Origin of the sequence: Nocardioides mangrovicus, from assembly GCF_003674065.1 — a bacterium.
Lineage (GTDB): Bacteria > Actinomycetota > Actinomycetes > Propionibacteriales > Nocardioidaceae > Marmoricola > Marmoricola mangrovicus.
This window is the reverse complement of the sequence record NZ_RDBE01000008.1, coordinates 199817-225265: the sequence shown is the minus strand read 5'-3', so window position 1 is coordinate 225265 and position 25449 is coordinate 199817. Positions and strand designations below refer to the sequence as shown.

At 71.5% G+C, this 25449-nt stretch carries 30 protein-coding genes; 25 read left to right on the top strand and 5 right to left on the bottom strand.

From position 1 onward, the window contains the following. Positions 1 to 483 precede the first annotated feature (483 nt). From D9V37_RS13850 to D9V37_RS13840, 3 genes are all read left to right on the top strand, one after another. Positions 484 to 1137 (top strand): hypothetical protein, encoded by a 654-nt coding sequence (locus tag D9V37_RS13850; protein WP_121806760.1) that lies wholly within the window; start codon positions 484 to 486, stop codon positions 1135 to 1137. 124 nt (positions 1138 to 1261) lie between these two features. Next, a complete protein-coding gene (locus tag D9V37_RS13845; RefSeq protein WP_121806787.1) occupies positions 1262 to 2368 on the top strand; it encodes a protein-glutamate methylesterase/protein-glutamine glutaminase in 1107 nt (368 codons plus the stop codon). Continuing rightward, complete coding sequence (locus tag D9V37_RS13840) at positions 2365 to 3183, top strand: CheR family methyltransferase (protein WP_121806759.1); 819 nt, start codon at positions 2365 to 2367, stop codon at positions 3181 to 3183. The genes D9V37_RS13845 and D9V37_RS13840 overlap by 4 nt, the downstream gene beginning before the upstream one ends. Before the next feature lie 78 nt (positions 3184 to 3261). Here the strand turns inward: D9V37_RS13840 and csrA are convergent, their stop codons facing one another. The 5 genes from csrA to flgN all read right to left on the bottom strand — a co-directional run bounded on the left by csrA (position 3262) and on the right by flgN (position 6974). Beyond that, on the bottom strand, positions 3262 to 3561 hold the full coding sequence (gene csrA, locus D9V37_RS20910; RefSeq protein ID WP_121806758.1) for a carbon storage regulator CsrA: 300 nt from the start codon (positions 3559 to 3561) through the stop codon (positions 3262 to 3264). A gap of 204 nt (positions 3562 to 3765) precedes the next feature. Further along, positions 3766 to 4155: a flagellar assembly protein FliW gene (gene fliW, locus D9V37_RS13830; RefSeq protein ID WP_232524922.1), complete on the bottom strand. Its 390-nt coding sequence runs from the start codon at positions 4153 to 4155 to the stop codon at positions 3766 to 3768. A gap of 71 nt (positions 4156 to 4226) precedes the next feature. Further along, positions 4227 to 5108: a flagellar hook-associated protein FlgL gene (gene flgL, locus D9V37_RS13825; protein WP_121806756.1), complete on the bottom strand. Its 882-nt coding sequence runs from the start codon at positions 5106 to 5108 to the stop codon at positions 4227 to 4229. Further along, positions 5105 to 6496, bottom strand: a complete 1392-nt coding sequence (flgK, locus tag D9V37_RS13820; RefSeq protein WP_121806755.1) for a flagellar hook-associated protein FlgK — start codon at positions 6494 to 6496, stop codon at positions 5105 to 5107. The genes flgL and flgK overlap by 4 nt, the downstream gene beginning before the upstream one ends. Before the next feature lies 1 nt (position 6497). Continuing rightward, the gene (gene flgN, locus D9V37_RS13815) at positions 6498 to 6974 is read right to left on the bottom strand and encodes a flagellar export chaperone FlgN (RefSeq protein WP_121806754.1); all 477 of its coding nucleotides are present in this window, start codon (positions 6972 to 6974) and stop codon (positions 6498 to 6500) included. Between the two features lie 176 nt (positions 6975 to 7150). Here flgN and D9V37_RS13810 point away from each other — a divergent pair, with 176 nt between their 5' ends. From D9V37_RS13810 to D9V37_RS13700, 22 genes are all read left to right on the top strand, one after another. Beyond that, a complete protein-coding gene (locus D9V37_RS13810) occupies positions 7151 to 8014 on the top strand; it encodes a sigma-70 family RNA polymerase sigma factor (RefSeq protein ID WP_121806753.1) in 864 nt (287 codons plus the stop codon). A gap of 134 nt (positions 8015 to 8148) precedes the next feature. Beyond that, positions 8149 to 8937 carry a flagellin N-terminal helical domain-containing protein gene (locus D9V37_RS13805; RefSeq protein ID WP_121806752.1) on the top strand — a complete coding sequence of 263 codons (789 nt, stop codon included), beginning with the start codon at positions 8149 to 8151 and terminating at the stop codon, positions 8935 to 8937. A gap of 105 nt (positions 8938 to 9042) precedes the next feature. Then, positions 9043 to 10398 carry a flagellar filament capping protein FliD gene (gene fliD, locus D9V37_RS13800; RefSeq protein ID WP_147455949.1) on the top strand — a complete coding sequence of 452 codons (1356 nt, stop codon included), beginning with the start codon at positions 9043 to 9045 and terminating at the stop codon, positions 10396 to 10398. A gap of 56 nt (positions 10399 to 10454) precedes the next feature. Continuing rightward, on the top strand, positions 10455 to 10832 hold the full coding sequence (gene fliS, locus D9V37_RS13795; protein ID WP_158604474.1) for a flagellar export chaperone FliS: 378 nt from the start codon (positions 10455 to 10457) through the stop codon (positions 10830 to 10832). Position 10833: 1 nt separating this feature from the next. Continuing rightward, a complete protein-coding gene (locus tag D9V37_RS13790) occupies positions 10834 to 11172 on the top strand; it encodes a hypothetical protein (protein WP_121806749.1) in 339 nt (112 codons plus the stop codon). Positions 11173 to 11436: 264 nt separating this feature from the next. Next, a complete protein-coding gene (locus tag D9V37_RS13785; RefSeq protein ID WP_121806748.1) occupies positions 11437 to 11832 on the top strand; it encodes a response regulator in 396 nt (131 codons plus the stop codon). Further along, complete coding sequence (locus D9V37_RS13780; RefSeq protein WP_121806747.1) at positions 11829 to 12290, top strand: chemotaxis protein CheX; 462 nt, start codon at positions 11829 to 11831, stop codon at positions 12288 to 12290. The genes D9V37_RS13785 and D9V37_RS13780 overlap by 4 nt, the downstream gene beginning before the upstream one ends. Further along, positions 12287 to 12649: a response regulator gene (locus D9V37_RS13775; RefSeq protein ID WP_121806746.1), complete on the top strand. Its 363-nt coding sequence runs from the start codon at positions 12287 to 12289 to the stop codon at positions 12647 to 12649. The genes D9V37_RS13780 and D9V37_RS13775 overlap by 4 nt, the downstream gene beginning before the upstream one ends. Then, a complete protein-coding gene (locus tag D9V37_RS13770; RefSeq protein ID WP_121806745.1) occupies positions 12646 to 13143 on the top strand; it encodes a hypothetical protein in 498 nt (165 codons plus the stop codon). The genes D9V37_RS13775 and D9V37_RS13770 overlap by 4 nt, the downstream gene beginning before the upstream one ends. Before the next feature lie 233 nt (positions 13144 to 13376). Continuing rightward, a complete protein-coding gene (gene flgB / locus D9V37_RS13765; RefSeq protein WP_121806744.1) occupies positions 13377 to 13748 on the top strand; it encodes a flagellar basal body rod protein FlgB in 372 nt (123 codons plus the stop codon). After that, positions 13748 to 14140: a flagellar basal body rod protein FlgC gene (locus D9V37_RS13760; protein ID WP_121806743.1), complete on the top strand. Its 393-nt coding sequence runs from the start codon at positions 13748 to 13750 to the stop codon at positions 14138 to 14140. Before flgB ends, D9V37_RS13760 begins: the two co-directional genes overlap by 1 nt. 1 nt (position 14141) lies before the next feature. Then, positions 14142 to 14507, top strand: coding sequence for a flagellar hook-basal body complex protein FliE (fliE, locus tag D9V37_RS13755; RefSeq protein ID WP_121806742.1), 366 nt, complete (start codon positions 14142 to 14144; stop codon positions 14505 to 14507). Next, positions 14507 to 16108 (top strand): flagellar basal-body MS-ring/collar protein FliF, encoded by a 1602-nt coding sequence (gene fliF / locus D9V37_RS13750; RefSeq protein WP_121806741.1) that lies wholly within the window; start codon positions 14507 to 14509, stop codon positions 16106 to 16108. Before fliE ends, fliF begins: the two co-directional genes overlap by 1 nt. Beyond that, positions 16108 to 17121 carry a flagellar motor switch protein FliG gene (gene fliG, locus D9V37_RS13745; RefSeq protein ID WP_121806740.1) on the top strand — a complete coding sequence of 338 codons (1014 nt, stop codon included), beginning with the start codon at positions 16108 to 16110 and terminating at the stop codon, positions 17119 to 17121. Before fliF ends, fliG begins: the two co-directional genes overlap by 1 nt. Beyond that, positions 17105 to 17791, top strand: coding sequence for a FliH/SctL family protein (locus tag D9V37_RS13740; RefSeq protein WP_121806739.1), 687 nt, complete (start codon positions 17105 to 17107; stop codon positions 17789 to 17791). Before fliG ends, D9V37_RS13740 begins: the two co-directional genes overlap by 17 nt. Further along, entirely contained in the window at positions 17788 to 19086 is a 1299-nt protein-coding gene (locus D9V37_RS13735; protein WP_121806738.1) for a FliI/YscN family ATPase, read from the top strand. Before D9V37_RS13740 ends, D9V37_RS13735 begins: the two co-directional genes overlap by 4 nt. Next, positions 19083 to 19517, top strand: coding sequence for a flagellar FliJ family protein (locus D9V37_RS13730; protein WP_121806737.1), 435 nt, complete (start codon positions 19083 to 19085; stop codon positions 19515 to 19517). The genes D9V37_RS13735 and D9V37_RS13730 overlap by 4 nt, the downstream gene beginning before the upstream one ends. Further along, complete coding sequence (locus tag D9V37_RS13725) at positions 19514 to 20509, top strand: transglycosylase SLT domain-containing protein (protein ID WP_121806736.1); 996 nt, start codon at positions 19514 to 19516, stop codon at positions 20507 to 20509. The genes D9V37_RS13730 and D9V37_RS13725 overlap by 4 nt, the downstream gene beginning before the upstream one ends. Continuing rightward, positions 20506 to 22047 carry a flagellar hook-length control protein FliK gene (locus D9V37_RS13715; RefSeq protein WP_158604473.1) on the top strand — a complete coding sequence of 514 codons (1542 nt, stop codon included), beginning with the start codon at positions 20506 to 20508 and terminating at the stop codon, positions 22045 to 22047. Before D9V37_RS13725 ends, D9V37_RS13715 begins: the two co-directional genes overlap by 4 nt. Positions 22048 to 22058: 11 nt before the next feature. After that, positions 22059 to 22529 carry a flagellar hook assembly protein FlgD gene (locus D9V37_RS13710; RefSeq protein ID WP_147455948.1) on the top strand — a complete coding sequence of 157 codons (471 nt, stop codon included), beginning with the start codon at positions 22059 to 22061 and terminating at the stop codon, positions 22527 to 22529. Positions 22530 to 22596: 67 nt separating this feature from the next. Beyond that, entirely contained in the window at positions 22597 to 23433 is an 837-nt protein-coding gene (locus D9V37_RS13705; protein WP_121806732.1) for a flagellar hook-basal body complex protein, read from the top strand. Positions 23434 to 23538: 105 nt separating this feature from the next. Next, positions 23539 to 25413, top strand: coding sequence for a putative bifunctional diguanylate cyclase/phosphodiesterase (locus tag D9V37_RS13700; RefSeq protein WP_232524925.1), 1875 nt, complete (start codon positions 23539 to 23541; stop codon positions 25411 to 25413). Positions 25414 to 25449 lie beyond the last annotated feature (36 nt).

Here is a 25449-nt window from a genome sequence, read left to right as displayed (position 1 = left end):
AACAACATCGACGGCGTCGCCGACGCCGCCAACACCACCACCAACGCCGTCCACCAGGCCAACGCCGCGGTGGCGGAGCTGGCCCGCATGTCCTCCGACATGCGCCAGGAGATCAGCCGCTTCAGCCTCTGATCCGCTGACCGGGGCCCTGTGCCCCGGCGATCCCCGCCCGGCCATCGTGCCGGGCGGGGATTGCTCTTTGCCCTCGAGCGGGGTCATGCTGTGCGTCCGCACCGCGTCTGGGGTGCGTACGCACAGTGTTCGGGGGAACCGATGCCGTACTCATGGGTCAACACGCCTGCACTCGGCTACGACCTCGCCCGTCGACCGCACGGCGACCGAGCCGCGGTCGTCATCCGCACCGCACTGCGGTGCACCCCCGCCGATCTGCGTCGGCTCGCCTCGCAGAGGGTCGCGTCAAGGGGATCGTCGGGGTCCCCGGCGCCGTCCGGACCGCCGGCACAGCCCAGGCCGGCGGGACCGATGTCGATGCTCGAGGCGCTCGGCGCTCAGGAGGACCTCGGTACGGAGCGACTGCGGCTGCTGGAGTCCTCGCTGCTCGGCGACGTCCCCCAGCTAGACCGCTTCGTGCGTCACGACGTGCTGGACTGGGCGGCCGAGGCGGTCTCCGCGCCCGTGGCCTCGCGTGCCGCCGACGTGCTGGTCGCCGCTGCCGCCCCGGCCTACGCCGACGGCGTCACCGACCACTGGCGCCGTCTGGCGGTCACCGGCTTCCTCGGGGCCGAGATCGAGCACGCGGACGAGACCATGCCCACCGGCCACGCGCGCCTTGACCAGCTGCTCGCAGAGGTGGCTGCTGCCGACATCGCCGCTCGCGAGGCGTGGCGCCAGGCCGTGACCCAGATGCAGGTCTGGACCACCCGGTGGGCACCGGCCATGCACGAGGCCACCTGGGCGCTGCATCTCACCGACCGGCTGCGGCTCGCCGCGGACGCCCAGCTGGCCGCCGTGCTCGCCTTCCGCAGCGGTGGGTTCAACGCCCACGACGCCGCCTACGGCGTCTGGAACGCCCTCAGCGGCCTGGTGCACGCGACGCTGGCCGACGACCTGCTGGCCGACGAGCACCGTGCGCGGCTCACCCTGGTGCACCGGTTGGTGGGCACCGGGCCCGCCTGATCCTCACTCCGCGCAGGATTTCCGATCCGACCTCGCAGGTTCCGGCTCAGCTGTCGGCCGCGGCTGCCGATGACCTAGGTGTCGGCACCCGCCGGCGGTCCGGCGAGCTCGAGGAGGAGTGTCGGTGAGCATCCGTGTGCTGGTGGTCGACGATTCGGTCGTCATCCGCAAGCTGGTCGGCGACCTTCTCAGCGAGGACCCCGACATCGAGGTGGTCGGCACTGCGATCAACGGTCGGGTCGCGCTGACGAAGGCCGAGCAGCTGCGCCCCGATGTCATCACGATGGACATCGAGATGCCCGAGCTGAACGGCATCGAGGCCGTCCGAGCCCTGCGCGGGTCGGGCAACACCACGCCGATCATCATGTTCAGCACGCTCACCGAGCGCGGTGCGACCGCCACCTTCGACGCGCTGGCGGCGGGAGCGACCGACTACGTCGCCAAGCCCGCGAACGTCGGCAGCGTCACCCAGTCCTTCGACCAGGTGCGCTCGGCGCTCATCCCGCGGATCAAGGGCCTCGCCCCGAGCGGCACCCGCACGAGCGCTCCGACGAGCTCGCGCGCAGCGGGAGCGGCGACGCCGGCGTCCCGGCCCGCACCGGTCGTCACGACACGACCCGCACCGACCTCACCCGCCCCGGTACGACTGCTGGTCATCGGCTGCTCGACCGGCGGGCCCGAGGCCCTGGCGCGGTTCCTCGAGGGACTCCCGCGCCTCCCGGTGCCCGTCGCCGTCGTGCAGCACATGCCCCCCGTCTTCACCGCGCAGTTCGCCGCCCGCCTCAACCGCGCCCTGCCCTACGAGGTCGTCGAGGCCCAACAGGGCCGGCCGATGGAGCCCGGCGTCGTCCACATCGCGCCCGGCGACTACCACCTGCGCGTGGTGGGGCGAGGTCAGGGCCTGCAGACCGCTCTGGACCAGGCGCCCGCCGAGAACTACTGCCGCCCGGCCGTCGACGTGCTGTTCCGCTCCGCGGCCACCGCCACCGGCGCCGGCACGCTCGGCGTCGTCCTGACCGGCATGGGCCAGGACGGCTGCCTCGGCACGGGCGACATCGTCCGGGCCGGCGGCTCGGTCATCGTCCAGGACCGTCAGACCTCGGTCGTGTGGGGCATGCCCGGCGCGATCGCCGAGGCAGGGCTGGCCGAGGCCGTCCTGCCACTGGCCGAGCTCGCTCCGGCCGTCCGACAGCGTGTGCCCGCCGCGGTGGGCGTAGGGAGCCGACCATGACCGCCCTGACCATGGAGTCGTTCAGCTACGTGAGCGACCTGGTGCGTCGCGAGAGCGCCATCGTGCTGGAGGCCGGTAAGGAATACCTGGTCGAGTCCCGGCTCGGTCCGGTCTCCCGCAGCGCCGGCCTCGGCGACGTCAACGAGCTCGTGGCCACGCTGCGCAGCCGGCCCAACGCCACCTTGGCCAAGGCCGTCGTGGAGGCGCTGACCACCAACGAGACCTCCTTCTTCCGCGACGCCGAGCCGTTCAACGCCCTGCGCACCACCGTGCTCCCGGAGCTGGCCCGCACGCGTCCGACCCGCTCGATCCGGGTCTGGAGCGCCGCGTGCTCGAGCGGCCAGGAGTCCTACAGCATCGCGATGACCATTCGCGACACCCCCGAGGTGGCGGGCTTTCGGACCGAGATCGTCGGCACCGACCTCTCCGAGGAGATGGTCGAGCGCTCCCGCGCCGGTCGCTACTCCCAGCTCGAGGTGAACCGCGGCCTGCCCGCGACCACCCTGGTCAAGAACTTCACGCGGGCCGGTGCCCACTGGCAGATCGCGCCCGACCTGGCTGCGATGACCTCGTTCCGCACCCTGAACCTGATGCGGCCCTTCGTCGGCCTCGGCCGGCTCGACATCGTGTTCGTGCGCAACGTGCTGATCTACTTCGACGTGCCCACCAAGGCCGACATCCTGCGCCGGATCCGCCAGACGATGGCACCCGACGGGTTCTTGTTCCTCGGCGCCGCCGAGACGCCGATGGGAGTCGACGACGGCTGGGAGCGGATGTCGGTGGGGCGTCAGGCGATCTACCGCCCCGCGCGCTGAGGCTGCCGGCTCATCCTGCGCGTCGACCCTGACCCGGTCGGCCGGATCAGGGTCGATCGGGCTCGCCGTCCGCGTTGATCAGCGCCGACGGCGCGGGTCGCCCGGCTCGGGGCCCTCGGCGGTGCCCGGCTCGGGCGTCGCTGCGTCGCCGCGGTCGCGCACCGCCCGCCCGAAGGACTGCACGACGTCGTCGCTGGGGGCGGCCGCCTGCCGGTTGCTGCTCTCCAGCTCGGCCAGCACCTCCGCCCGGTGGACCGCCACGCTGCGGGGGGCGTCCACGCCGACCCGCACCACGTCACCTCGCACGTCGAGGACCGTGACGACCACGTCGTCGCCGATCGCGACACTCTCGCCGATCCGTCGGCTCAGCACCAGCATGGGGCAACGCTACAGGTCGTGGCCCACCGCGCTGGGCAGCCGGGCGGCGGTGCGGGGGACCGGATTCGCGGAGCGGCTTCGCGGTCTGAGGCACCGCTGCCGGGGCGGGTGGCTGGTCGGCCGGGGGGTGGCGGTGCGCCAGGCCGGGTCCGTGAGGTCGGTTTGCGGTCCGAGGTACCGCTGCCGGGTGGCCGGCCGCGGGGCTCAGCTGGCGAGCAGCGGCGTGGTGAGGGAGAGGTCGACGTCGTCCAGCACGACCTGCTGGACCAGCCGCGTGGTGGTGTTGACGACCACGGGGGCGCGCAGGTTGGCCGTGGACTCGGCCAGGGAGCCGCCGACGTTGACGACGACCAGCACCAGCACGTCCTCGGCCGAGTCGATGCCGAGGCGCTCGACGGTGGCGTCGTCGATGACCGGCTCGTAGCCGGGGAAGAAGACGTCGGGCGGGACCACCAGGAAGCGGGCGTCGGGGTCGTCGACGGCGCGCAGGTCGCAGGCCGGGCTGCCCTCGTCGAGCTGCACCAGGGCGAACTGGCGCGCCGCGGGAAAACCGGGCATGGGCTGGACCATCTCCAGCAGCGGGACGTCGGACATGTCGCTCCGAGAGGTGGTGGCGTCCGGCTGAGCGGCCGGTGCGGTCTGGTGGGGGTGAAGGTCGGTAGAGATCATTTCAGGAAGTCCGCAAGGCTCGGCGACATGACACGGGAGGTGGCGGTCAGAGCCGCCTGGTAGGCGGTCTGCTGGATCTGGAGGTTGACCACGGCGGAGGCCATGTCGACGTCCTCGACGCTCGACAGCGAGCTCTTCAGGCTCACCTGCTGGGTGCTCGCGGTGCTCTGCGCCTGCTCGATCTGGCTGTAGCGGCTGCCTGCCTCGGCGCGCGAGGCCGTGACGCGGGCGATGTCCGTGCTCAAGGTGGCCGAGGCGCTCGCGATGGCGCTCTGGTCGCCGCTGCGCAGCGCCGTGGACAGCGCGTCGAGGTGGGTGAAGACGTTGTCGCCGTCGGCGCCGAAGGTGGTCTGGGCATCGGCGTCGACCCGCACCCGGGTGCTGTCGCCGACGGTGCGCGAGACGCTGCCCGAGGTGCCGGTGTAGGCGCCGGTGGAGTCGTAGGCCGTGGTGCCTGAGGTGGTGCCGCCGAAGACCGGGCGGTCGAGGTAGGTGGTGTTCGCGGCCGACAGGATGCTGGCCTTGACCTGGTCGACCTGGGTGGCCAGCGCGTCGCGACCGGTCTGGTCAATGGACCCGCTGTTGCCCTGGACGGCCAGGTCGCGGGCGGTGCGCAGCTGGTCGGTGACGGAGCCCAGCGTCGTGTCGATCTCGCCGAGCCAGGCCAGGCCGTCGGTGGCGTTGGTCTGGTACTGCTCGTTGACCGCGATAGACGTGCGCAGCCGCATCGCCGACGCCGTGCCGACGGGGGAGTCGGAGGGCCGGTTGATGGCCTTGCCGGAGCTCAGCTGCTCCTGGGTGGTGGAGAGCCGCGACAGCCCGGTCTGCAGCGAGCTCAGCGAGCGCTGCGTGATCATGTTCTGCGTCACGCGGGTCATCGGGTCACCCCGGTGCGGTTGATGAGCGTGTCGAGCATCTCGTCGACGGTGGTCATCACGCGCGAGGCCGCCTCGTAGGCGTGCTGCGCCGTCACCATGTTCACCATCTCCTCGTCGAGGCTGACGCCGCCGAGCTGTTCCTTGGCGTTGTCGACCTGGGTGGTCACGATCTGCTGGTTGCTGGCCTGGGTCTTGATGTCGGCGACCTGCGTCCCGAACGTGCTGACCAGCCGCTGGTAGGAAGACTCGGCCGCGCCGGCCTTCGAGAGCTGGTCGGCGATGCCGGTGTCGGTGCCCCCGCCGGCGGTCGAGGACGCCGCCACCTTCTGCGGGTCGGTGATGGCCACGGCGAAGGTGCCCAACGGGTCGCTGGAGCTGTAGCTGAAGAACGCGCCGCCGGCGTTGCCGTCGGCGTCGTAGCCGGACTCGTGAAGGCTGTTGACCTGGTCGGCCAGACCGGTCACGACCGCGGACAGGCTGCTGAGGTAGCTCGGGAAGGTCGTGTTGAGCAGGGTGGCCACGCCGCCGAGCTCGCCGCCGATCGAGCCGACCGAGGTGGCGGTGCCCGAGGAGCTGGTGATCGAGAACGTCACCAGGCTGCCGTCGGCGTCGCCGTTCGAGGTGATGCCCGAGGCGACCCCGAAGGTGCCGGCCGTCGTGCCGCTCACCAGCGCGGTGCCGTTGATCGAGACGTCGGCCGACCCGTCGGACTTGATCGAGGCCACCGCTCCAGTGAGCGAGGAGAGCTGCTGCAGCACCTGGTCGCGGCTGTCGAGCAGGGCGCTGGTGTCGGTCCCGCCCGCCGAGGCCGCGGAGATCGAGCGGTTCAGGCTGGCCAGGTTGGTGGCGAGCGTGTTGACCTGGTTGACGTCGGTCAGGGTGCGGCTGCGCTGGTCGCCGGCCTCGGAGTTGATGTTGCTGACCTGGTTCTTCACCGCGCTGACCACCGAGGCGGCCTTGGTCAGCACCCCGGCGCGGGCGGCGCTGGAGGTGGGGCTGTTCTCCAGGGTGCTCCACGACGTGCGGAAGTCCGTCATCATCGCCGCCAGGCCGCTTGAGCCGGGCTCGCCGATGCCGTCCTCGACGCGCTCGAGGGAGGCCTGCTGCACGTCCAGGCCGCTCTGGGTGCCGTGCTCGCGGCGCACGCGGGCGTTGATCAGCTCATCGCTCAGCCGCGTCACGCCGTCGACCTTGACGCCCTGGCCGGACGTCGACTGCCTCGACCACAGCGCGACGCGGGCGGTGACGTCGATCGTCGAGGCGTCGACGGTGCGGCGCGTGTAGCCCTCGGTGGAGGCGTTGGCGACGTTCCCGGACGCGACGTCCATCGCCGCGCGGTTGTACTGCAGCGCAGTGAGCGCGGTGTTGAGCGTGGAGAAGGAGCTCATGTCACAGGCTCCGGTCGACCAGCCGGGGGGTGAGCTCGGTGAGCACGGCGCCGCCGTCGGGACGGTAGCCCTCGGCGGACTGCTCGAGGTCGAGCAGCGCCTCTCGGGCCGAGCGCAGCCCGACGGTCAGCAGCTCGCGGTTGTTCTCGGCGAGCGCGGTGATCTGCCGGCTGACCTCCTCGAAGCCCTGCCGGTGGTCCAGCAGGATGCCGCGCCACGGCTCGGGAGCGGCCTCGGCCAGCGCCCGCAGGCTCGGGTTGGGCGACAGTCCGACCGTCTCCGCGGCCTCGTCGGCGGCCACGGAGCGCAGGATCTCGGTCTCGCGCAGCACCGTCAGGACCAGCTCGACCTCGCGCGCGGCGCGTCCCAGCCAGTGGGTGCGTCCGGTGGCCAGCACCATCTGCTCGACCTCGAGCTTGAACAGCAACGAGTCCAAGAGCTCGCGCTCACGCCACAAGATGTCGGAGAGCTTGTCCATGCGGGGTCCTTCCGTGCGGGGTCGAGCGGTGTGACCCAGGGCTGATCGGCGGGGGGCGCGACCACCTGAGCGAAACGGCACTGCGGATTCCCGGTTCTTCGCTCCATCTGGGACAAAGGTCCTCAGTTGCCGACGGATTACTTGAAACCGCTCATAACCGGACATAGACCCTGCAAATGTTCCACCTCGTGAACGCACAGACGCCCGTGGCACCGGTCGCCGACGACATCGACGAGCTGGTCAGCGCCCACCTCCCGCTCGTCGCCCACGCCGTCCGCGAAGCCATGGCCCGCGTGCCTGCTCACGTCGACCGCGACGACCTCACCTCGGCCGGCATGTTCGCCCTGGTGCAGGCCGCCCGCTCCTTCGACACCGCCCGCGGGGTGCCGTTCGCCGGCTACGCCTCGACCCGGGTGCGCGGTGCCATCCTCGACGAGCTGCGCAGCATCGACTGGGCATCGCGCTCGGTGCGCCGCAAGGCTCGTGCGGCCGAGGAGGTGCGCCAGCAGCTGGCCACCGCGCTGCGCCGTCTGCCGAGCTCCCAGGAGGTGGCCGCCGCCCTGGGCATCACCACCGAGGAGCTCGCCCGCAACGAGGACGACATCTCCCGTGCCCAGCTCGTCTCCATCCACGAGACCGAGCGCGAGGACATCGAGAACCTGCTGCCGACCGCCGGTCCCACGCCCGAGCAGGTCGTGCAGGACCGCGAGCGCATGACGTACATGGTGGAGGCCGTCGCCGAGCTGCCCGAGCGGCTGCGCGTCGTCGTCGAGCAGTACTTCCTGGCCGAGCGGCCGATGGCCGACATCGCCGCCGAGCTCGGCGTCACCGAGTCGCGCGTCTCGCAGATGCGCGGCGAGGCGCTCGTGCTGCTGCGCGGTGCCCTGCACCGAGCCCTGGACCCCGAGCTGGCCCCGGCAGAGACCGGCACCGGCTGCGCCGTGCGGCGCCGCGAGTCCTACTACGCCGCCGTGGCCGCCCGTCACGCCTCCGGTCTCGAGCGGCACCATACGCCGATGCGCATCGACGCCACCGCCTGAGCGCGCCCGCGCCAACTCGGCAGAAAAAACTTCTCCGAACCGCTCAACCGAACCAGAGCCCCGCCGATCACCTCACCACGGAGCCCACGGACGGGATCCGCGAACCACGACTCACCATCCAGGAAGGAACCATCATGAGTCTCCGCATCAACACCAACACCGACAGCCTCAACGCCTACCGGAACCTCTCGGTCACGCAGTCGCAGATGTCGAAGTCCCTGGAGAAGCTCTCCAGCGGCTCCCGCATCAACCGCGCCGCCGACGACGCCGCCGGCCTGGCGATCTCGGAGGGTCTGAAGTCGCAGATCGGCTCCCTGAACGTTGCGGTGCGCAACGCCCAGGACGGCGTCTCCGTCGCGCAGACCGCTGAAGGTGCGCTCACTGAGGTCCACTCCATGCTGCAGCGCATGAACGACCTCGCCACGCAGTACGCCAACGCGACGAACAACTCCGAGTCGCAGACGGCCCTTTCCACCGAGTTCAGCCAGCTCGCCACCGAGATCGGCAAGGTCCAGGACAACGCCAACTTCAACGGCGTCAACCTGTTCGCCGCCGCCACCGGTTCGACGCTGTCGTTCCAGGTGGGCTCCAGCTCGACCGACACGATCGACATCGACACCCCGGTGAAGTTCGACGCCAGCACCCTGTCGATCACCACGCAGAGCGGCATCACGGACGCGATCAACACCGTGTCCGCCACCCGAGCCGACCTCGGCGCGGTGCAGAACCGGTTCGAGCACCGCATCAACAGCACCAACGTCGCCATCGAGAACCTGACCGCGTCGGAGTCGCGCATCGCCGACACCGACATGGCCTCGGAGATGGCGTCCTTCACCCGCTCGCAGATCCTGTCGCAGGCCGGCACCGCCATGCTGGCGCAGGCCAACCAGGCTCCGCAGTCGGTGCTGAAGCTGCTGCAGTGACCCCTGCGTAGCGTCAGCAGTACCACGTGAGGCGGGCGGGATCGGCTCCAGCCGGTCCCGCCCGTGTCGCGTCACAGCACCACCTCGAGCAGGAAGGACCTCGGCGTGACCACCACGAGCAGCAGCACGAGTTCGGTCAGCAGCCTGGTCAGCGGCCTGGTGAGCGGGTTCGATCCCACCACCCTGGTCACCCAGCTGATGACCGTCGAGGCGCAGCCGCAGACCAACCTGAAGACCAAGCTCACCACCGAGAACAGCACGATCTCCACCCTCCAGTCGCTCAACACCCAGGTGGCCGCCCTGGCCACCCAGGCCAAGGCGCTCGCGACGAGCAGCGGGTGGGGCAACCTGTCTGTGAGCTCCTCCAGCAGCAACGTCGCCGCCTCCGCCACCACCGGCACCGTGGCCGGCACCTACAACTTCTCGGTCGACCAGACCGCCCAGGCCCACAAGCTGGCCTTCGCCACCAGCGCCGCCGGCACCGACACCGTCGTGTCCGGCAGCTCGGTGACGCTGACCGTCAACGGCGTCGCGAAGTCGATCAGCACCGGCACCGGCACGCTGGACAGCCTCGTCTCGGCGCTCAACGCCACCGGCACTGGCGTCAGCGCCAGCAAGCTCAAGCTCGACGACGGCAGCTACCGGCTCAACGTCACGGCCAACGCCACGGGCGCGGCGGCCGCCTTCACGCTCACCAACGCCGACGGCTCGGACCTGCTGGGCGGGGCGAACGTCACCCAGGGACGAGACGCCGCGATCACCATCGGTGGCGACACGATCCACTCGGCCAGCAACACATTCACCGGCGTGGTGCCCGGTGCCACCTTCACGGTCTCGTCGGCCGCTGTCGGGAGCACGGTGGACCTCACCGTGGCGCGGGACACGAGCACCACCACCGCGGCGGTCAAGTCGCTGGTCGACAACGTCAACACGCTGCTGGCCAAGATCGACTCCCTCACCGCCTACGACACCAGCACCAAGGCCGCCGGCGCCCTGTCCGGGGACGCGTCGGTCTCGGCACTGCGCGACTCGCTGCTCGACGCCGTGTACCCCGGCGACGGCACCAGCCTGTCCAGCATCGGCATCCAGACGGATCGCGACGGCAAGCTGGTCTTCGACTCCGATGCCTTCACCGCGGCCTACAACGCCGATCCCGCCGCCGTGCAGGCCAAGTTCACCGCCAGCACCACGGGCACCACCGGCTTCGCCGACCGTATTCAAAAGATCGCCGCAGGCGCGAGCGACACCTACACCGGCACCCTGACCTCCACGATCACCAACCACCAGACCACTGCGAGGCGTCTCACCGACGACATCGCCGACTGGGACGTCCGGCTCGCGGCCAAGAAGACCTCGCTGACCACGCTCTACACGAACCTGGCCACCACCTTGAGCAACCTGAACTCCCAGTCCACCTGGCTCAGCAGCCAGATCGACTCCCTCTCCAGCTCCTCGAGCTGATGCGGGACATCCACCCACCAGTCACGGAAGCCACGGAGGGCACCATGACCATGATGATGAGCGACGTTCGCGCCGCCTACGTCGACAACAGCGTCGCCACCGCCGACCCCGCACGCCTGCTCGTGCTGCTGTGCCAGCGGCTCGTGCTCGACCTGCGCCGGGCGGTCGCCGCCCTCGAGGGCGACGACCTCGCCGAGGCGCACCGCAACCTGGTGCACGCCCAGGACATCGTCACCGAGCTGCGCACCAGCCTGGACCCCACGGGCTTCGCCGGCGGCCACGAGCTGGCCGCCCTGTACGACTACGTCTACCGCCGGCTGCTGCAGGCCAACCTGCACAAGGACGTCATCGCCGCGGCCGAGTGCGAGGTGCTGGTCCGCAGCATCGCCGAGACCTGGCAGCAGGCTGCCATGGCCGTCGCCGGAGGCCGGTGAGATGACCCCGGAGCAGGAGTGGAGCCGTCACCTCGACGGCCTCGAGGCCGAGCTGGCCACGAGCGAGCGCGCCCTGCGCGGCGAGGTGCTCTACTCCGACTCCCTGCACGGCGAGGCCAGCTTCGAGGAGGCCTTGGCCGTTGCCTGGACCCCACCGGAGGTCCACAGCCCGCTCCCGGCCACCCTGGCCGCGCGTGCCCGTGACCTCAACCGACGCCAGCAGGAGCTGGCCGGCAAGGTCCTGGCCGCCATGCGCGCGACCGCGCAGGTCCGCGCCTACGTCGACGTCGCCGAGCCGGCGACGACGCACCTGCCGCGGTTCGTCGACGTCGTCGGCTGACCTGCCCAGCCGCCGCCGGCGGAGGGGTGGTCCCGACGCGCTCGCTCGTTCCTAGCCTCGCTGCTCGACCACCGCGACGACGGGTGGTCGAGCAGCTCTCCGCGCCGTCTTGAGGAGCCGAGGGACGAGGCGTCTTGTCGGGAGCCCCGGCGAGCAGGCGCGTCGGAGGCATCCCCGCCGAGGGGGAGCGGGAACCGGTGTGGACCACTGGCCGGCCCGGTCCGATTTCCTCAAGATCGCGGTCCTGCCGCCGATCACCTGCACATGGAAAATGGCACGCTGGCTCTCGTCATCGACGACTCTCGCGCGATGCGGAGCATCCTGCGGCGCACGCTGACGCCGCTGGGGTTCGAGGTGCTGGAGGCCGGTCACGGCCGCGAGGCGCTCGACGTGCTGGAGGCCGGCCACCATCCCGCGGTGTGCCTGGTCGACTGGAACATGCCGGTGATGGACGGCTATGAGTTCATCACCACCGTCCGTGCTCACGCCGAGTGGCGCGACATCACCTTGATGATGGTCACCACCGAGAGCGAGCACTCCCAGATCGTCAAGGCGCTCGCGGCCGGGGCGCACGAGTACGTGCTCAAGCCCTTCACCGCCGACGCCATCGCCGACAAGCTCAGCCTGCTGGGCCTGCTGCCGGAAGGAGCCCAGGTATGACCATCTCGCTACTCGCCCCCGAGGACGTCGAGGCGATCGTCGAGCAGGTGTGGTCCTCGCTGCTCGAGGTCGAGCCCGCCTTCGGCCCGCTGCCCGACGTCGACGCGTCGGCGGGGGAGACCTGGACCGCCACCGTCACCGTCTCGGGGCCCGTCGCGATGCTCATCGCGACCGCGATGCCCCGCGAGGCGGCCGTCGACGTCGCGTCGCGGCTGCTGATGGTCGACGACCCGACCACCGAGGACGTCGCCGACGCCCTCGGCGAGCTGGTCAACGTGCTCGGCGGCAACCTCAAGAGCATGCTGCCCGGCCCCAGCACCCTGTCGCTGCCGGTGACCGTCACCGGCGAGGTCGCACCTCCCTCGCACGCCGAGGAGCAGGGGCGTTGCGTCGCCGTCCTGGACGGCCGTCCCATCAGCCTGACCACCTACCTTCTCGATCCTGGAGCAGTCTCATGAAGATCCTCGTCGCCGACGACAGCCGCGTGATGCGCCAGATCGTCATCCGCACCCTTCGCCAGGCCGGTTTCGACGGCCACGACGTCGTGGAGGCCGAGAACGGGCGCGACGCGCTCGACAAGGTCCACTCCGAGGCGCCGGACCTGGTGCTCTCGGACTGGAACATGCCCGAGATGAACGGCATCGACGTTCTCGACGCGCTGCGCTCGAGCGGCTCGACCGTGCCGTTCGGCTTCGTGACCTCGGAGGGCTCGGAGGAGATGCGGACGCGGGCCGAGCAGGGCGGCGCCCTGTTCCTCATCGCCAAGCCGTTCACCCCGGAGTCGTTCGAGTCCGCCCTGGCGCCGGTCCTGCGATGAGCACCGCGCTCGCCATCCCGGTGCCCGCGCCCATGCAGGTGCGCGAGCTGCTGGAAGGGCTGCTGGGTCGCGACGTCACGGTCGCAATGGCGCCGCCGCTGGTGCCGAACGCCATCAACCCGGTCACCGTGGGCGTCTACGTCACCGACCACCTCGAGGTCACCGCGGTCTCCTGCGCCGACCAGGCGTTCTCGGTGCGCGCCGCGGCCGCCGTCGGCCTGGTGCCGGCCTCGCAGGCCGAGGACGCCCTGGGCGCGGGCACCCTCGACGACACCCTGCGCGACAACCTCTACGAGATCCTCAACATCGCCGCGTCGTTGTTCAACGTCGGCGAGCACACGCACGTGAAGTTGCACGCGATGCACCCGGTCGGCCTCCCGACGCCGCCCGACGCGCTCGTCCGCACGCTCACGCTGGGTCGCCGGCTCGACCTCAAGGTCGACATCGCCGGGTACGGCGGGGGACGGCTGTCCTTCGTCGGCACGCCCGGCTGAGTACCACCCACCCGGACCTCGCCGGCGTACTCCTCCAGGGGTGCGCCGGCGGTGGCACGCCCGCGCCGTTCGAGCGCTGAGGGCGCCGGGCCGGGACATATGTCCTCAATCCCCACGAACGTCTCAAGTGCCGCATCTCGCGGCCGACCCCCCACCCGAGCACGGATCGCTCACCTCCTCGCCGACGGATTGGCGCAGTACCGCCGTCAGTTCCCCGTCCGCGAAGGAGCGCCATGTCCCTGGCCGTCAACGATGCCGTGACCCGCGTGCTGAGCGTCGCGCTCGACGGGGTCACCGCCCGCCAGCAGGTGACCGCGAACAACATCGCGAACGTCGACACCCCGAACTTCCGCGCCAGCAGCCTCGACTTCGAGAGCTCGCTGCGCGACGCGGTCGAGTCCGGCGACATCACCGACACCTCCAGCGGCGACGTCACGTACTCCACCGAGGCCACCGACACCCCGGTCGGGGCCAACGGCAACAACGTCGACCTGCGCAAGGAGACGCTGTCCGCGGCCCAGTCGCAGTACCAGTACCAGCTGCTCAGCCGCGCGGTGAACGACCAGTTCACCGTGATCAAGGACGCGATCGGGACCGGTGCGTGATGGGCGCCTTCGACCTGCTCAACATCGCCAGCTCCAGCATGGGCTTCCACCAGACCTGGCTGGACGCGCTCGCGAACAACATCGCCAACGTCAACACCGCCACCTCGACCAGCGAGAACGCCTTCCAGGCGCAGTACGTCGTCGCCCAGGCCAAGCCGGGCGGCGGGGTGCAGGTGGCCGGTGTCGTCGAGGGCGACCCGACCGGTCGGGTCGTCAACGACCCCGACAGCCCGTTGGCCGACGCCGACGGCAACGTGCGCGAGCCCGACATCGACATGTCGAGCCAGATGACCCAGCTCGTGATGGCCCAGCGCGGCTTTCAGGCCTCGGTCCAGGTGACCAAGGACGCCCAGGAGACCTACGAGTCCGCCCTCTCGATCGGACGTGGCTGACATGAGCGTCTCCGGTGTCGAGGCCGTCAGCGGCTTCAGCCCCCTGGCCACCCAGCAGCTCAGCGCCGCCTCCGCGGTCAACGGCAACAACGCCACCACGAGCCTGAGCGGCACCTCCGGCACGACCGGTACGTCCGAGGCCTCCGGCTCCGGGTTCGGCGACCTCGTCCTCGACGGGATCGACCGGCTGGAGTCGGTGCAGAAGAACACCGACCAGCTGGCCGTGAAGGCCGCCACCGGTGACCTCGACGCGATGCACCACTACACGATCGCGGCCACGGAGGCCGCCGTGACCACCCAGCTCACCGTCGCCGTGCGCAACAAGGCGCTCGACGCGTTCAACGAGATCATGAGGATGCCCGTCTGATGAAGGACCTGGTTCTCGGCCGGCTCTCCGGAATGCAGCGCACCTTCTCCGGCTTCACCGCCGGGCAGAAGGTGGTGGCCCTCATCGGCACCGGTGCCCTGCTGCTCGGTGCGGTCCTGGTCTTCCGCTGGGTCTCCCAGCCCGACTACGCGCCCCTGTTCAGCGGGCTCTCGGACTCCGACGCCTCCGCGGTCGTCCAGCAGCTCGACACCGAGGGTGTGAAGTACAAGATCGCCAACGGCGGCGACACCGTGATGGTGCCGCGCAGCGAGGTCTACAAGACCCGCATCCAGCTCAGCGGCGAGGGCATCCCCAGCGGTTCCGACGGCGGCTACTCCATCTTGGACAAGCAGAGCCTCTCGACCTCGGAGTTCCAGCAGCAGACCGACTTCAAGCGCGCGATGGAGGGTGAGCTCACCAAGACCATCGAGGCGATGGACGGCGTGCAGACCGCCGTCGTGCACCTGGCCATCCCCGAGAAGCAGGTCTTCTCCGACAAGCAGGGCAAGCCGACCGCCTCGGTGCTGGTGCAGACCCGCAGCGGCGTGACGCTGAACCAGAACCAGGTGCAGGCCATCGTCCACCTGGTCGCCGCCAGCATCGACGGCATGAAGGCCAGCGACGTCACGGTCGCCGACTCCAAGGGCCAGCTGCTCTCCAACCAGAGCGACACCGGCGCGGCCGGCGCCAGCTCGCGCAACCAGTACGTGGAGTCCTACCAGAAGCAGGCCGAGGCGAAGGCCCAGACGCTGCTGAACCGCGTCGTGGGCGACGGCAACGCCGACGTCCAGGTCACCGCCGACCTCAACTTCGACAAGACCACCACCCAGAGCCGGACCTACAAGCAGTCCGACCCCAACGGGCTGACCCTGTCGAGCACCAAGAACACCGAGGACTACACCGGCGCCGGCGGCTCCACGCCCACCGGCGTGGTCGGCCCCGACGGCCAGATGGACACCTCGACCACGACCACCACGACCGGCTCGGGGAGCTCCGCCTCCACCTACAAGAAGTCCTCCGAGACCTCCGACAGCGCCCTGGACACCACAACCCAGCAGGTCACCAGCGCCCCCGGCTCGGTGCAGCAGCTGCACGTGGCCGTCGCGCTCGACCAGACCGCCGCCGCCTCGACCAAGCCGGCCGAGATCCAGAAGATGATCACCTCCGCGCTGGGGATCGACCCGGCCCGCGGTGACACCCTGCGGGTCTCGGTGCTGCCCTTCGACCGCAGCGCTGAGAAGTCCGCCGCCGCCGAGCTCAAGGCCAGCGACGCCGCAGCCGCGAAGGCCTCGAAGATGAGCCTCTACCGCAACATCGGCGTCGGGGTCCTGGTCCTGCTGGGCCTGCTGTTCCTCTGGCTGCGCGGCCGCAAGCGCGCCAAGCAGCGCGCCGAGCAGACCACCTACGTCGTCGAGCAGCTGCGCAACGACGCGGCCCGGCGCGAGGAGGCCCAGCGCGTGGTGGAGAGCCCGGCCACGCAGCTGCTGAGCCTCGAGGCACCGGACCCGACCAAGGACCTGCAGTCCGAGCTGACCCAGCTGGTCGAGAGCCAACCCGACGACGTCGCCGCCCTCCTGCGCGGCTGGATGGCTGACCGCTGATGTCGCAGCTCGTCGCCAGCCCCGGCGTCCGCAAGGCCGCCGTGCTGCTCATCCAGATGGGCCGGGAGCGCGCCTCCGCGGTGCTGTCCAAGCTCAGTCCTACCGAGGTGGAGACCATCACGGCCGAGATCGCACGGCTGGAGGCCGTCGAGGCCGACGAGTCGGTGCGCGTGATGAGCGAGTTCCGCGACATCATGACCGCGCGGGCCCACATCGCCAAGGGCGGCCTGGGCTTCGCCCAGCAGCTGCTGGAGAAGTCGCTGGGCAGCGAGCGGGCGGCCGAGATCATCGACCGGCTCAACGCGGCCGCGATCTCGATGCCCTTCCAGTTCCTGCACCAGGCCGACCCGGCCCAGCTGCGCCAGTTCATCGTCGACGAGCACCCGCAGGTCATCGCGCTGGTGCTCGCCCACATGACCGCCGACAAGGCCTCCCTGCTGCTCTCCGGCCTGCCGCCGGAGCAGCAGGCCCAGGTCGCGCACCGGATCGCCGTGATGGACCAGACCTCCCCGGAGATCATCCGCGCGGTCGAGAGCGTCCTGGAGCGCAAGCTGTCCTCGATGCTGCAGCCCAGCCAGATGTCGCGCGTCGGCGGCCTGGACCCGCTGGTCAACATCATCAACCGCTCCGACCGCTCCACCGAGCGGCAGATCGTGGAGGGCCTGGAGTCACTCGACGCCGCGCTCGCCGACGAGGTCAAGAGCCGGATGTTCATGTTCGAGGACATCACCAGCCTCGACGACCGGTCGGTGCAGCTCGTGCTGCGCCAGATCGAGAGCGGCCAGCTGGCGCTGGCGCTCAAGGGCGTGCCCGACGTCGTGCGCGAGAAGATCACCTCCAACCTCTCCGAGCGGGCCGCTGAGAACCTGCTCGAGGAGGTCGAGCTGCTCGGCCCGGTGCGGCTGGCGCAGGTCGAGGAGGCGCAGCAGGAGATCATCCGCGCGATCCGCCAGCTCGAGGAGCAGGGCCAGATCATGCTGCACCGCGGGGGCGACGATGACCTCATCGTCTGAGCGCGTGCTGCGCGGCGGCGGGGCCTCGGCCGCGACCGCCACGCCGCTGCCGACGCCCGACCTCCGCTCGGGCGTGTGGACCCGGCTGGGCCACGACCACACCCGCGGCGACGCCGTGCTCGAGCACACCCTCGACGCGCTGGCCGACCGCGCCCGGCAGGCCGCGCACAGCGAGGGCTACGCCGTCGGCTGGGCCCAGGGCATGCGAGAGGCGGCTGCCGCCTCCGAGCGGGTCGTCGCCCAGGCCCGGGCCGAGGCCGCCGACGTCGCCGCCCGGCGGCGCCAGGAGCTCGCGGCCGCCCGCCAGGCCCTCATCGCCGCCGCCGAGGACCTGGCCGCCGCCGCCGCCGTGCTCAGCCGGCGGCTGGAGACCGACGTGAGCGAGCTGGCCTACGCCGTCACCGCCGCGGCGCTGGGCGAGGCCGCCGCCGCGCAGAGCGTCGCCGACGTCGTGGACCGCGTCCGGGCCGAGCTGCCCAGCGGGGCCGCGGCCGTCGTCCGGCTGCACCCGAGCCACGCCGACGAGGCGGCCGTCGACCTGCCCGCCTCGGTCACCGTCGTCGCCGACGCCGCACTGGGTCCCGCCGACGCCCTGGTCGAGCTCGACGAGAGCGTCGTGGACCTGCGTGTGGACCGCGCGCTGGCCCGGGTCCGGCAGGTGCTCTCATGACCACGAACCTGCTGCTCGAGCGCCTCACCGAGGCCGCTCGCCCGGTCCGGCTCGGCCGGGTGGCCGAGCTGCTCGGCCTCCAGGTCCGGGTCACCGGACTGGCCGCCGCCGTCGGCGACCTGCTGCTCATCGAGGGCGCCTCGCCGGTCATGGCCGAGGTGGTCGCCGCCGGGCCGCAGGGCCTGGTGTGCCTGCCGCTGGGCACGACGGCCGGCCTCATGGTCGGCGCCCCGGTGCAGGGCACCGGCGGTCCGCTCACCGTGGGTGTCGGCGACGAGCTGCGCGGCCGGGTGCTCGACGGCCTGGGCCGTCCCATCGACGGCGGGCCGCCGCTGTCGCACCTGCCGCGCGTGAGCGTCGAGAACACTGCGCCCGGAGCCCTGACCCGCCCCCGCATCGACCAGCAGGTCGGCCTGGGCGTCCGCGCCCTCGACGGCCTCGTGCCCTGCGGTCGCGGCCAGCGCATCGGCATCATGGCCGGCTCCGGCGTCGGCAAGTCCAGCCTGCTCTCGATGGTCGCCCGCGGCACCGACGCCCAGGTCTCGGTCATCGCCCTGGTGGGGGAGCGGGGCCGCGAGGTCCGCGAGTTCATCGAGAACGACCTCGGCCCCGAGGGCCTCGCCCGTTCCGTGGTGGTCGTGTCCACCTCCGACGCTCCGCCGGTCGAGCGGCTGCGCTCGGCGTTCGTCGCCACCCGCATCGCCGAGCACTTCCGCGACTCCGGCAACGACGTCGTCTTGATGATGGACAGCCTGACCCGGGTGGCGATGGCGCAGCGCGAGATCGGCCTCTCGGCGGGCGAGCCGCCCGCCACCCGCGGCTACCCGCCGAGCGTGTTCACCTTGATGCCCCGCCTGCTCGAGCGGGCCGGCACCAGCGAGCACGGCAGCATCACCGGCCTCTACACGATCCTCATCGAGGGCGACGACCTGCAGGACCCGATCGGCGACACCGCCCGCTCGATCCTCGACGGCCACGTGGTGCTCTCGCGCCGGCTGGCCACCGCCGCCCACTTCCCGGCCATCGACGTCCTGGAGTCCATCTCCCGCGTCTCCGGCGCCGTGACCACCAAGGAGCAGCAGCAGGACGCGGCCCGGCTGCGTCGGCTGCTCGCGGCCCACCGCGACGTGCGTGACCTGGTCGAGATCGGCGCTTACGTCGCCGGCTCCGACGCCGACGCCGACGCCGCGCTCACCCTGATGCCGCACATCGATCAGTTCCTGCGCCAGTCGATGGACGACCCGACCGACGTCGCCGCCACCTGGCAGCGCCTGCACCTGATGGTGAACGCATGAGCGGGCTCGAGGCCGTGGCGCGGGTGCGTCGCGTGCGCGAGGAGGACAGCCGCTACGGCCTGCTGATGGCCGAGCGCGAGGTCAACCGCGCCGGCGAGCAGGTCGCCCGGCTCGACCGGCAGCTCACCAGCCACGGCACCACCACCGTCAGCAGCGCCGGCGAGCTGGTGCAGCTGCGGCAGGGGCTGCTGGCCCTGGGCGAGCTGCTGCAGCAGGCCCGCGAGGACCTCGAGAGCGCACAGAACGTCTCGCTCTCGGCCCGTGCCCACTGGCAGGCCGACCGCACCCGGCTCCGCTCGATCGAGATGCTCCAGGAGCGGCGCCGCGACGAGGCGCGCGCCGAGCGGGCCCGCGCCGAGGCACGCAGCCAGGACGAGGTCGCCACCCAGCTCTGGCTGCGCACCCGGACCACCGGGCCGGTGGCCTCATGAGCATCGACACCATCACCTCGCGCATCCAGGAGCTGCAGTCGCGGCTCGCGCAGATGACGCCGGTCGAGACCAGCTCGCTGCAGAGCCTCGACTCCACCTCGTTCGCCTCCGCCCTGCGCGACGCCGGCACCACCAGCGCCACGGCCACCGCCGACGACGGCGGCGTCACCGGCGCGGACATCGTCAAGGAGGCCTCCACCGCCATCGGCGTCCCCTACGTGTGGGGCGGCAACTCGATGAGCAAGGGCGTCGACTGCTCGGGCCTGGTGCAGCAGACCTACGCCAAGTTCGGCATCTCGCTCCCGCGGCTCTCCGCCGACCAGGCCCGCTCCGGCCGCGCGGTGGCCAGCCTCGAGGAGGCCCAGCCCGGGGACCTCATCGCCTGGAACAACTCCTCGCGCAACAACGGCGCCGACCACATCGCGATCTACGTCGGCAACGGCAAGATGATCGAGGCCCCCCGCACCGGGCTGGACGTCCGACTGGTGGACGTGCCCTCTACCCCGGACTACATCCGCCGGATCCTGCCCGACGCCGGTACCACCGCCACGTCGAGCACCAGCGCCACCCAGCGCACCACCGCCGCCGCCACGTCCGACACCGCGGTCTCCGGGGTGCCCTACGCCAACCTGTTCAACGCCGCCGGCGCCAAGTACGGCGTGAGCCCGAGCCTGCTCTCGGCCGTGGCCAAGCAGGAGAGCGGCTACCGCGCCGACGCCGTCAGCCCCGCGGGCGCCCGCGGCCTGATGCAGCTGATGCCCGGCACGGCCAAGGGGCTCGGCGTCACCGACGCCACCGACCCCACGCAGGCCGTCGACGGTGCGGCCCGGATGCTGCGCGACCTGCAGAACCGGTTCGGCAGCACCCAGCTCGCGCTGGCCGCGTACAACGCCGGGCCCGGTGCGGTGCTCAAGTACGGCGGCATCCCGCCCTACTCGGAGACCCAGCACTACGTCAGCGCCATCATGAGCAACCTGCGGAGCGCGTCGTGAGCGCCCCCGCGATGCCGACGATGGCCGCCCAACCGACCATCCTGCCGGGCGCCCAGCCGACCCCGTCGAGCGTTCAGCCCGCCGCCGCCGGGAGCGACTTCGCCCAGCAGATGTCGCAGGCCCTGCAGGCCGTCCCGGCCACGACCGTGCCCACGGTGGCCCCGGACCCGACCGGCGCGAACGCCGGTGAGCCCGGCCAGACGGGTCAGCCCGGCCAACCGGGCACGGGCCGCGCGGGCAAGCAGACCGCGTCCGCGACCGCCGGCGAGGACGCCGACACGGCGGCGGACCCCACTGCTGCGGCGAACCAGCCGACCTCGGCAGCGAGCCTGGTGCCCGATGCGCTGGCGCTCTCGTCCCTCGTGGTGACCGCACCCGTAGCCGCCGGGCTGGCCGCCGCGGTCTCGGCCGCCCTGAGCGCCCCGGCCGCGCAGCAGGCGGTGGCCGCTGGCGGAAACAGCGGCGTCCCGGGCGTCCCGGGCGTCCCGAGCGTCCAGGGCGTCCAGGGCGTCACGGCCACCGGCGCGACCCCGGCCGGCCAGGCAGGTACCACGGCGCCCGCCCAGCAGACGGGCGAGGAGTCCGCCACCGCGGGCACCACCGCGACGGCGCTGCCGGCCCAGGCCGCGCCGCAGCCGACGAGGCCGACGGCCCCGGCGACCCCGGCGCGCACCACCGACACGACCCAGGGCACGGCCGACAAGCCCAGGACCGGTCACGACGACGCGGCGACCGCGGCGACCAGCACGCCCGACGCGGGCGCGTCCGCCGCTCCGGCGGTCGGGTCGGGCCAGACCGACCAGGCGGGTCAGACCCAGGCGAGTCAGACCCAGACGAGCCAGCCCAGCCAGGCGAGCCAGACCCAGACGAGCCAGACCCAGACGAGCCAGCCCAGCCAGGCGAGCCAGCCGGACCAGGCCGTCGCGCAGTCGGCGGCCGCGGGTGCGATCGCCCCGACCACCACGACCACGACGACGAGCCCCACGGCGACCCCCACGGCGACCACGACGACCGCCACGTCGGCGGCCGTCACCGGCCAGGTCGTGCCCGAGGTCACCCGGCTGGCGAGCAACGGCGAGGGCGTGCACCGCGTGACGCTGCAGCTCAACCCACGCGCGCTGGGCGACGTACGCGTCGTGCTCACGGTGCGCCACGGCGACGTGCACGTGCGACTGGCCGCCGGTGCGGAGGCCCGCGAGGCCCTCGCATCGGGGTCCTCAGAGCTCACCCGGGCCTTGGAGCAGATCGGCGTCAAGGACCACCGCCTCACCGTCACGGACCTGTCGGGGGCCAGCACGACCACCGACACCGGGTCCGGGTCGGCCGGCGGGAACGGGACCGAGGACCGGTCCCAGGAGCGGCAGCAGCCTGCTGCCGACTTCGACAGCAGCACTCAGCAGAAGTCATCACAGCCATGGACGGGCGATGACCAGCAGGCCACGGACGGCCCCGACACCGGATCCCGCGACCGCGGGAGCCGGCCGATCCACGAGGTCGCCGCCGTCCCCTCCCGGGGCGGGGTCGACCTTCGGATGTGAAGGAGGACGCCATGTCCGTCTCCGCGACCGAGGCCACCGGCTACACCGGGATGCTCGGCACGACCAGCACCACCAGCTCCACCGGAGCGAGCACCACCACCAGCAGCTCGACGGACAAGAACATGTTCCTCCAGCTCCTGGTGGCGCAGATGAAGTACCAGGACCCGATGAACCCCACCGACTCCAGCCAGTTCCTCTCGCAGTCGGCGCAGTTCACCTCGCTGGAGAAGATGCAGGACGTCGCCGACCAGACGTCGCAGCTGCTCACCAGCCAGATGGCGTTCGGGGCCAGCAGCCTGGTCGGTCGGACCGTCAGCTGGACCGACAGCAACGGCGCCACCCAGACCGGCTCGGTCAGCGGCGTCACCTTCAGCACCGACGGTCCGATGCTCGACGTCGGCAGCACCCAGCTCTCGCTGAGCCAGGTGCAGTCGGTCAAGGGCAGCACCAGCTCCACCACCAGCAGCACCACCGGGTCCTGACCCACTCCGTAGTCCCGTCCCCGGCGGCGTCCGCCGCCATCGCTCTTCTTCTCTGAGAGGTACCACCATGCTTCGCTCGCTGTTCGCCGGCATCTCCGGCATGCGCGTCAACCAGACCATGCTCGACGTCACCGGCAACAACATCGCCAACGCCAACACCATCGGCTACAAGGCCAGCAACACCGTCTTCCAGGACACGCTGAGCCAGATGCTCACCCCGGCCTCCGGGTCGAGCACCGCCCGCGGCGGCACGAACCCGATCCAGATCGGCCTGGGCGTCCAGGTCGCGGGCGTGACCACCAACTTCAACCAGGGCTCGGCCGAGGTCACCGGTAAGGCCACCGACCTGATGATCCAGGGCGACGGCATGTTCATCGTCAAGAAGAACGGCGAGGACCTCTACACCCGCGCCGGCTCCTTCACCTTCGACGAGACCGGCACGCTGGAGACCCCGACCGGCGCCCGGGTGCAGGGTTACGCCCTCGACGCCAGCGGCAACCCCACCGGCGGGCTGACCGACGTCAAGCTGCCGACGCCGCCCACCGGCACCGAGATGACCTCCTACAACATCGGCAGCGACGGCAAGCTCCACGTCGTCTACTCCGACAACTCCACCGCCGACGTCGCGCAGATCGCCATGGCCAGCTTCAACAACCCGGCCGGCCTGGAGAAGGTCGGCGACACTTCCTACCGCGCGTCCGCCAACTCCGGCACCGCGACCGTGGGCGTGCCCGGCTCGGGCCTCAACGGCACCCTGCTGACCGGCTCGGTCGAGATGTCGAACGTCGACCTGGCCTCGGAGTTCACCAACCTGATCCTCGCCCAGCGGGGCTTCCAGGCCAGCTCGCGCGTCATCACCACCTCCGACCAGGTCCTCGAGGACCTGGTCAACATCAAGCGCTGACGTCGATTCGGTCCGCGGATGCCTCAGGTGGAGGCATCCGCGGCCGATGGACGTAGTGGCGCGGCCATGGAAGGCCCGCCGGACCAGGCACTAGGAAGGTGCGTGATGGTGGCGTTGTCGGTCTCGAGATGGCGCCGTGCCGCCGCACTCGCGCTTCCGCCGTTCGCGGTCTGCCTGGCCTGGTCGACCACTGCTCGGCGCGCCGCCCGCGAGCACGGGCACCAGATCGACGCCCTGCGGCGACGTCTCACCTCAGCCGATGAGACCAGGTCGGAGCAGGAGCGCAGCTTCGCGGCCCTGCTGCAGCACGGGTCCGACGTCGTGCTCGTGCTGGACGACGTGACGCGGGTCCAGTACGCCAGCCCGGCCACGGCGCTGGTGCTCGGCCTGGATCCTGCCGAGCTCGTGGGGCGGCTGCTGACCGACCACCTGGCCGTGCGCGACGCCAAGGTGCTGCACACCGTCATGGCCGTCGAGAGCCCGGTCCAGCACCGCGTGCGCCTGCGGCCGCGCCACGTCGAGGGCCGGCTGCTCGTGCTCGACGGCTACCTGCACCGCTCGCAGGCCGGCGGGGCCGGCTGGGTGCTGACGTTGCGCGACGTCACCGAGGAGCTGCAGCTGCGCGAGCAGCTGGCTCACCAGGCCGTGCACGACCCGCTGACGGAGCTGGCGAACCGCCGCCTGTTCACCGATCGGCTGCGCCACGGCCTGCGCCGCCGCGACGGCGCGCTGCACCCGCTGGCCGTCCTGCTCATCGACCTCGACGACTTCAGCGCGGTCAACGACGCGCGCGGCCACCAGGTGGGCGACGAGGTGCTGCGCCGCACCGCGGACCGGCTCCGTGAGAGCCTGCGCGAGAGCGACACCCCGGCCCGGGTGGGTGGCGACGAGTTCGCGGTGCTGATGGAGGACATCGACCCCGTGGCGGCTCGCGACGTGGCCGAGCGCACGCTCACTGTGCTCAGCGAGCCCATCGTGGTCCAGGGCGAGCCCGTGGTGGTGGGCAGCAGCATCGGGCTGGCCGTCGGCATCCCCGGGACGGACTCCGACGAGACGGTGCTGCGCAACGCCGACGTCGCGCTGCACTGGGCCAAGGAGCGCGGCGCGCGCCAGCTGACCGTCTTCGACCCCGAGATCCACTCCTCGGCGCTGGCCCGGCTGCAGCTGCAGAACGACCTGTCGCGCGCCATCGCCCGCGACGAGCTGACCCTGCACTACCAGCCGACGGTCGAGCTGCGCAGCGGCGAGATCCACTCCTACGAGGCGCTGGTCCGCTGGCAGCACCGCGAGCTGGGCATGCTCCCGCCGGCGCAGTTCATACCGCTGGCCGAGGAGAGCGGGCTCATCGTGCCGATGGGCACCTGGGTCCTGCGCGAAGCCTGCCGTGCCGCCGCCGACGAGCTGGTCCACGGCGACCTGCGGCCCCGGATCGCGGTGAACGTCGCCGCCCTGCAGCTGGCCGACCCCGAGTTCGGCGACCAGGTGCTGGAGATCCTGCGCGAGACCGGGCTCGAGCCGCACCGGCTCAAGCTGGAGATCACCGAGTCGATGCTGCTCACCGACCGGGCCGTCGTCGTCCAGGGCCTCACCGCGCTGCGCGAGCACGGCGTGCAGGTGGCGGTCGACGACTTCGGCACCGGCTACAGCTCGCTGGCCTACCTGGCCGACCTGCCCGTCGACATCTTGAAGGTCGACAAGTCCTTCGTCGACCAGGTCTGCCTCGGCGGCGAGTCGCTGGTCGGGACCATCATCGGGCTGGCCGAGAGCCTCGGCCTGTCCACCGTGGCCGAGGGCGTGGAGACCGCCGCCCAGGCCCGCCGGCTCACGCTGGCCCGGTGCGAGATCGGCCAGGGCTACCTCTGGTCTCGCCCGGTGCCGCTGTCCGAAGCACGCGCGCTGCTGGCCGACACCCACACCGCCAGCCGCCACCAGGCCCTTCTCGAAGCGACGACCGACACGGGGGGTGAGGCCGTCGCGTAGGGCCCACCGGGGAGGTCGCTGATCTCCCGGGCGCGG

Excerpts from the sequence above, each read along its gene's own strand:
- D9V37_RS13850 (WP_121806760.1), top strand. The coding sequence starts at position 484 with ATGTCGATGCTCGAGGCGCTCGGCGCTCAGGAGGACCTCGGTACGGAG.
- D9V37_RS13840 (WP_121806759.1), top strand. The coding sequence starts at position 2,365 with ATGACCGCCCTGACCATGGAGTCGTTCAGCTACGTGAGCGACCTGGTG.
- csrA (WP_121806758.1), bottom strand. The coding sequence starts at position 3,561 with ATGCTGGTGCTGAGCCGACGGATCGGCGAGAGTGTCGCGATCGGCGAC.
- fliW (WP_232524922.1), bottom strand. The coding sequence starts at position 4,155 with ATGTCCGACGTCCCGCTGCTGGAGATGGTCCAGCCCATGCCCGGTTTT.
- flgL (WP_121806756.1), bottom strand. The coding sequence starts at position 5,108 with ATGACCCGCGTGACGCAGAACATGATCACGCAGCGCTCGCTGAGCTCG.
- flgK (WP_121806755.1), bottom strand. The coding sequence starts at position 6,496 with ATGAGCTCCTTCTCCACGCTCAACACCGCGCTCACTGCGCTGCAGTAC.
- flgN (WP_121806754.1), bottom strand. The coding sequence starts at position 6,974 with ATGGACAAGCTCTCCGACATCTTGTGGCGTGAGCGCGAGCTCTTGGAC.
- D9V37_RS13810 (WP_121806753.1), top strand. The coding sequence starts at position 7,151 with ATGTTCCACCTCGTGAACGCACAGACGCCCGTGGCACCGGTCGCCGAC.
- D9V37_RS13805 (WP_121806752.1), top strand. The coding sequence starts at position 8,149 with ATGAGTCTCCGCATCAACACCAACACCGACAGCCTCAACGCCTACCGG.
- fliS (WP_158604474.1), top strand. The coding sequence starts at position 10,455 with ATGAGCGACGTTCGCGCCGCCTACGTCGACAACAGCGTCGCCACCGCC.
- D9V37_RS13790 (WP_121806749.1), top strand. The coding sequence starts at position 10,834 with ATGACCCCGGAGCAGGAGTGGAGCCGTCACCTCGACGGCCTCGAGGCC.
- D9V37_RS13785 (WP_121806748.1), top strand. The coding sequence starts at position 11,437 with ATGGAAAATGGCACGCTGGCTCTCGTCATCGACGACTCTCGCGCGATG.
- D9V37_RS13780 (WP_121806747.1), top strand. The coding sequence starts at position 11,829 with ATGACCATCTCGCTACTCGCCCCCGAGGACGTCGAGGCGATCGTCGAG.
- D9V37_RS13775 (WP_121806746.1), top strand. The coding sequence starts at position 12,287 with ATGAAGATCCTCGTCGCCGACGACAGCCGCGTGATGCGCCAGATCGTC.
- D9V37_RS13770 (WP_121806745.1), top strand. The coding sequence starts at position 12,646 with ATGAGCACCGCGCTCGCCATCCCGGTGCCCGCGCCCATGCAGGTGCGC.
- flgB (WP_121806744.1), top strand. The coding sequence starts at position 13,377 with ATGTCCCTGGCCGTCAACGATGCCGTGACCCGCGTGCTGAGCGTCGCG.
- D9V37_RS13760 (WP_121806743.1), top strand. The coding sequence starts at position 13,748 with ATGGGCGCCTTCGACCTGCTCAACATCGCCAGCTCCAGCATGGGCTTC.
- fliE (WP_121806742.1), top strand. The coding sequence starts at position 14,142 with ATGAGCGTCTCCGGTGTCGAGGCCGTCAGCGGCTTCAGCCCCCTGGCC.
- fliF (WP_121806741.1), top strand. The coding sequence starts at position 14,507 with ATGAAGGACCTGGTTCTCGGCCGGCTCTCCGGAATGCAGCGCACCTTC.
- fliG (WP_121806740.1), top strand. The coding sequence starts at position 16,108 with ATGTCGCAGCTCGTCGCCAGCCCCGGCGTCCGCAAGGCCGCCGTGCTG.
- D9V37_RS13740 (WP_121806739.1), top strand. The coding sequence starts at position 17,105 with ATGACCTCATCGTCTGAGCGCGTGCTGCGCGGCGGCGGGGCCTCGGCC.
- D9V37_RS13735 (WP_121806738.1), top strand. The coding sequence starts at position 17,788 with ATGACCACGAACCTGCTGCTCGAGCGCCTCACCGAGGCCGCTCGCCCG.
- D9V37_RS13730 (WP_121806737.1), top strand. The coding sequence starts at position 19,083 with ATGAGCGGGCTCGAGGCCGTGGCGCGGGTGCGTCGCGTGCGCGAGGAG.
- D9V37_RS13725 (WP_121806736.1), top strand. The coding sequence starts at position 19,514 with ATGAGCATCGACACCATCACCTCGCGCATCCAGGAGCTGCAGTCGCGG.
- D9V37_RS13710 (WP_147455948.1), top strand. The coding sequence starts at position 22,059 with ATGTCCGTCTCCGCGACCGAGGCCACCGGCTACACCGGGATGCTCGGC.
- D9V37_RS13705 (WP_121806732.1), top strand. The coding sequence starts at position 22,597 with ATGCTTCGCTCGCTGTTCGCCGGCATCTCCGGCATGCGCGTCAACCAG.
- D9V37_RS13700 (WP_232524925.1), top strand. The coding sequence starts at position 23,539 with ATGGTGGCGTTGTCGGTCTCGAGATGGCGCCGTGCCGCCGCACTCGCG.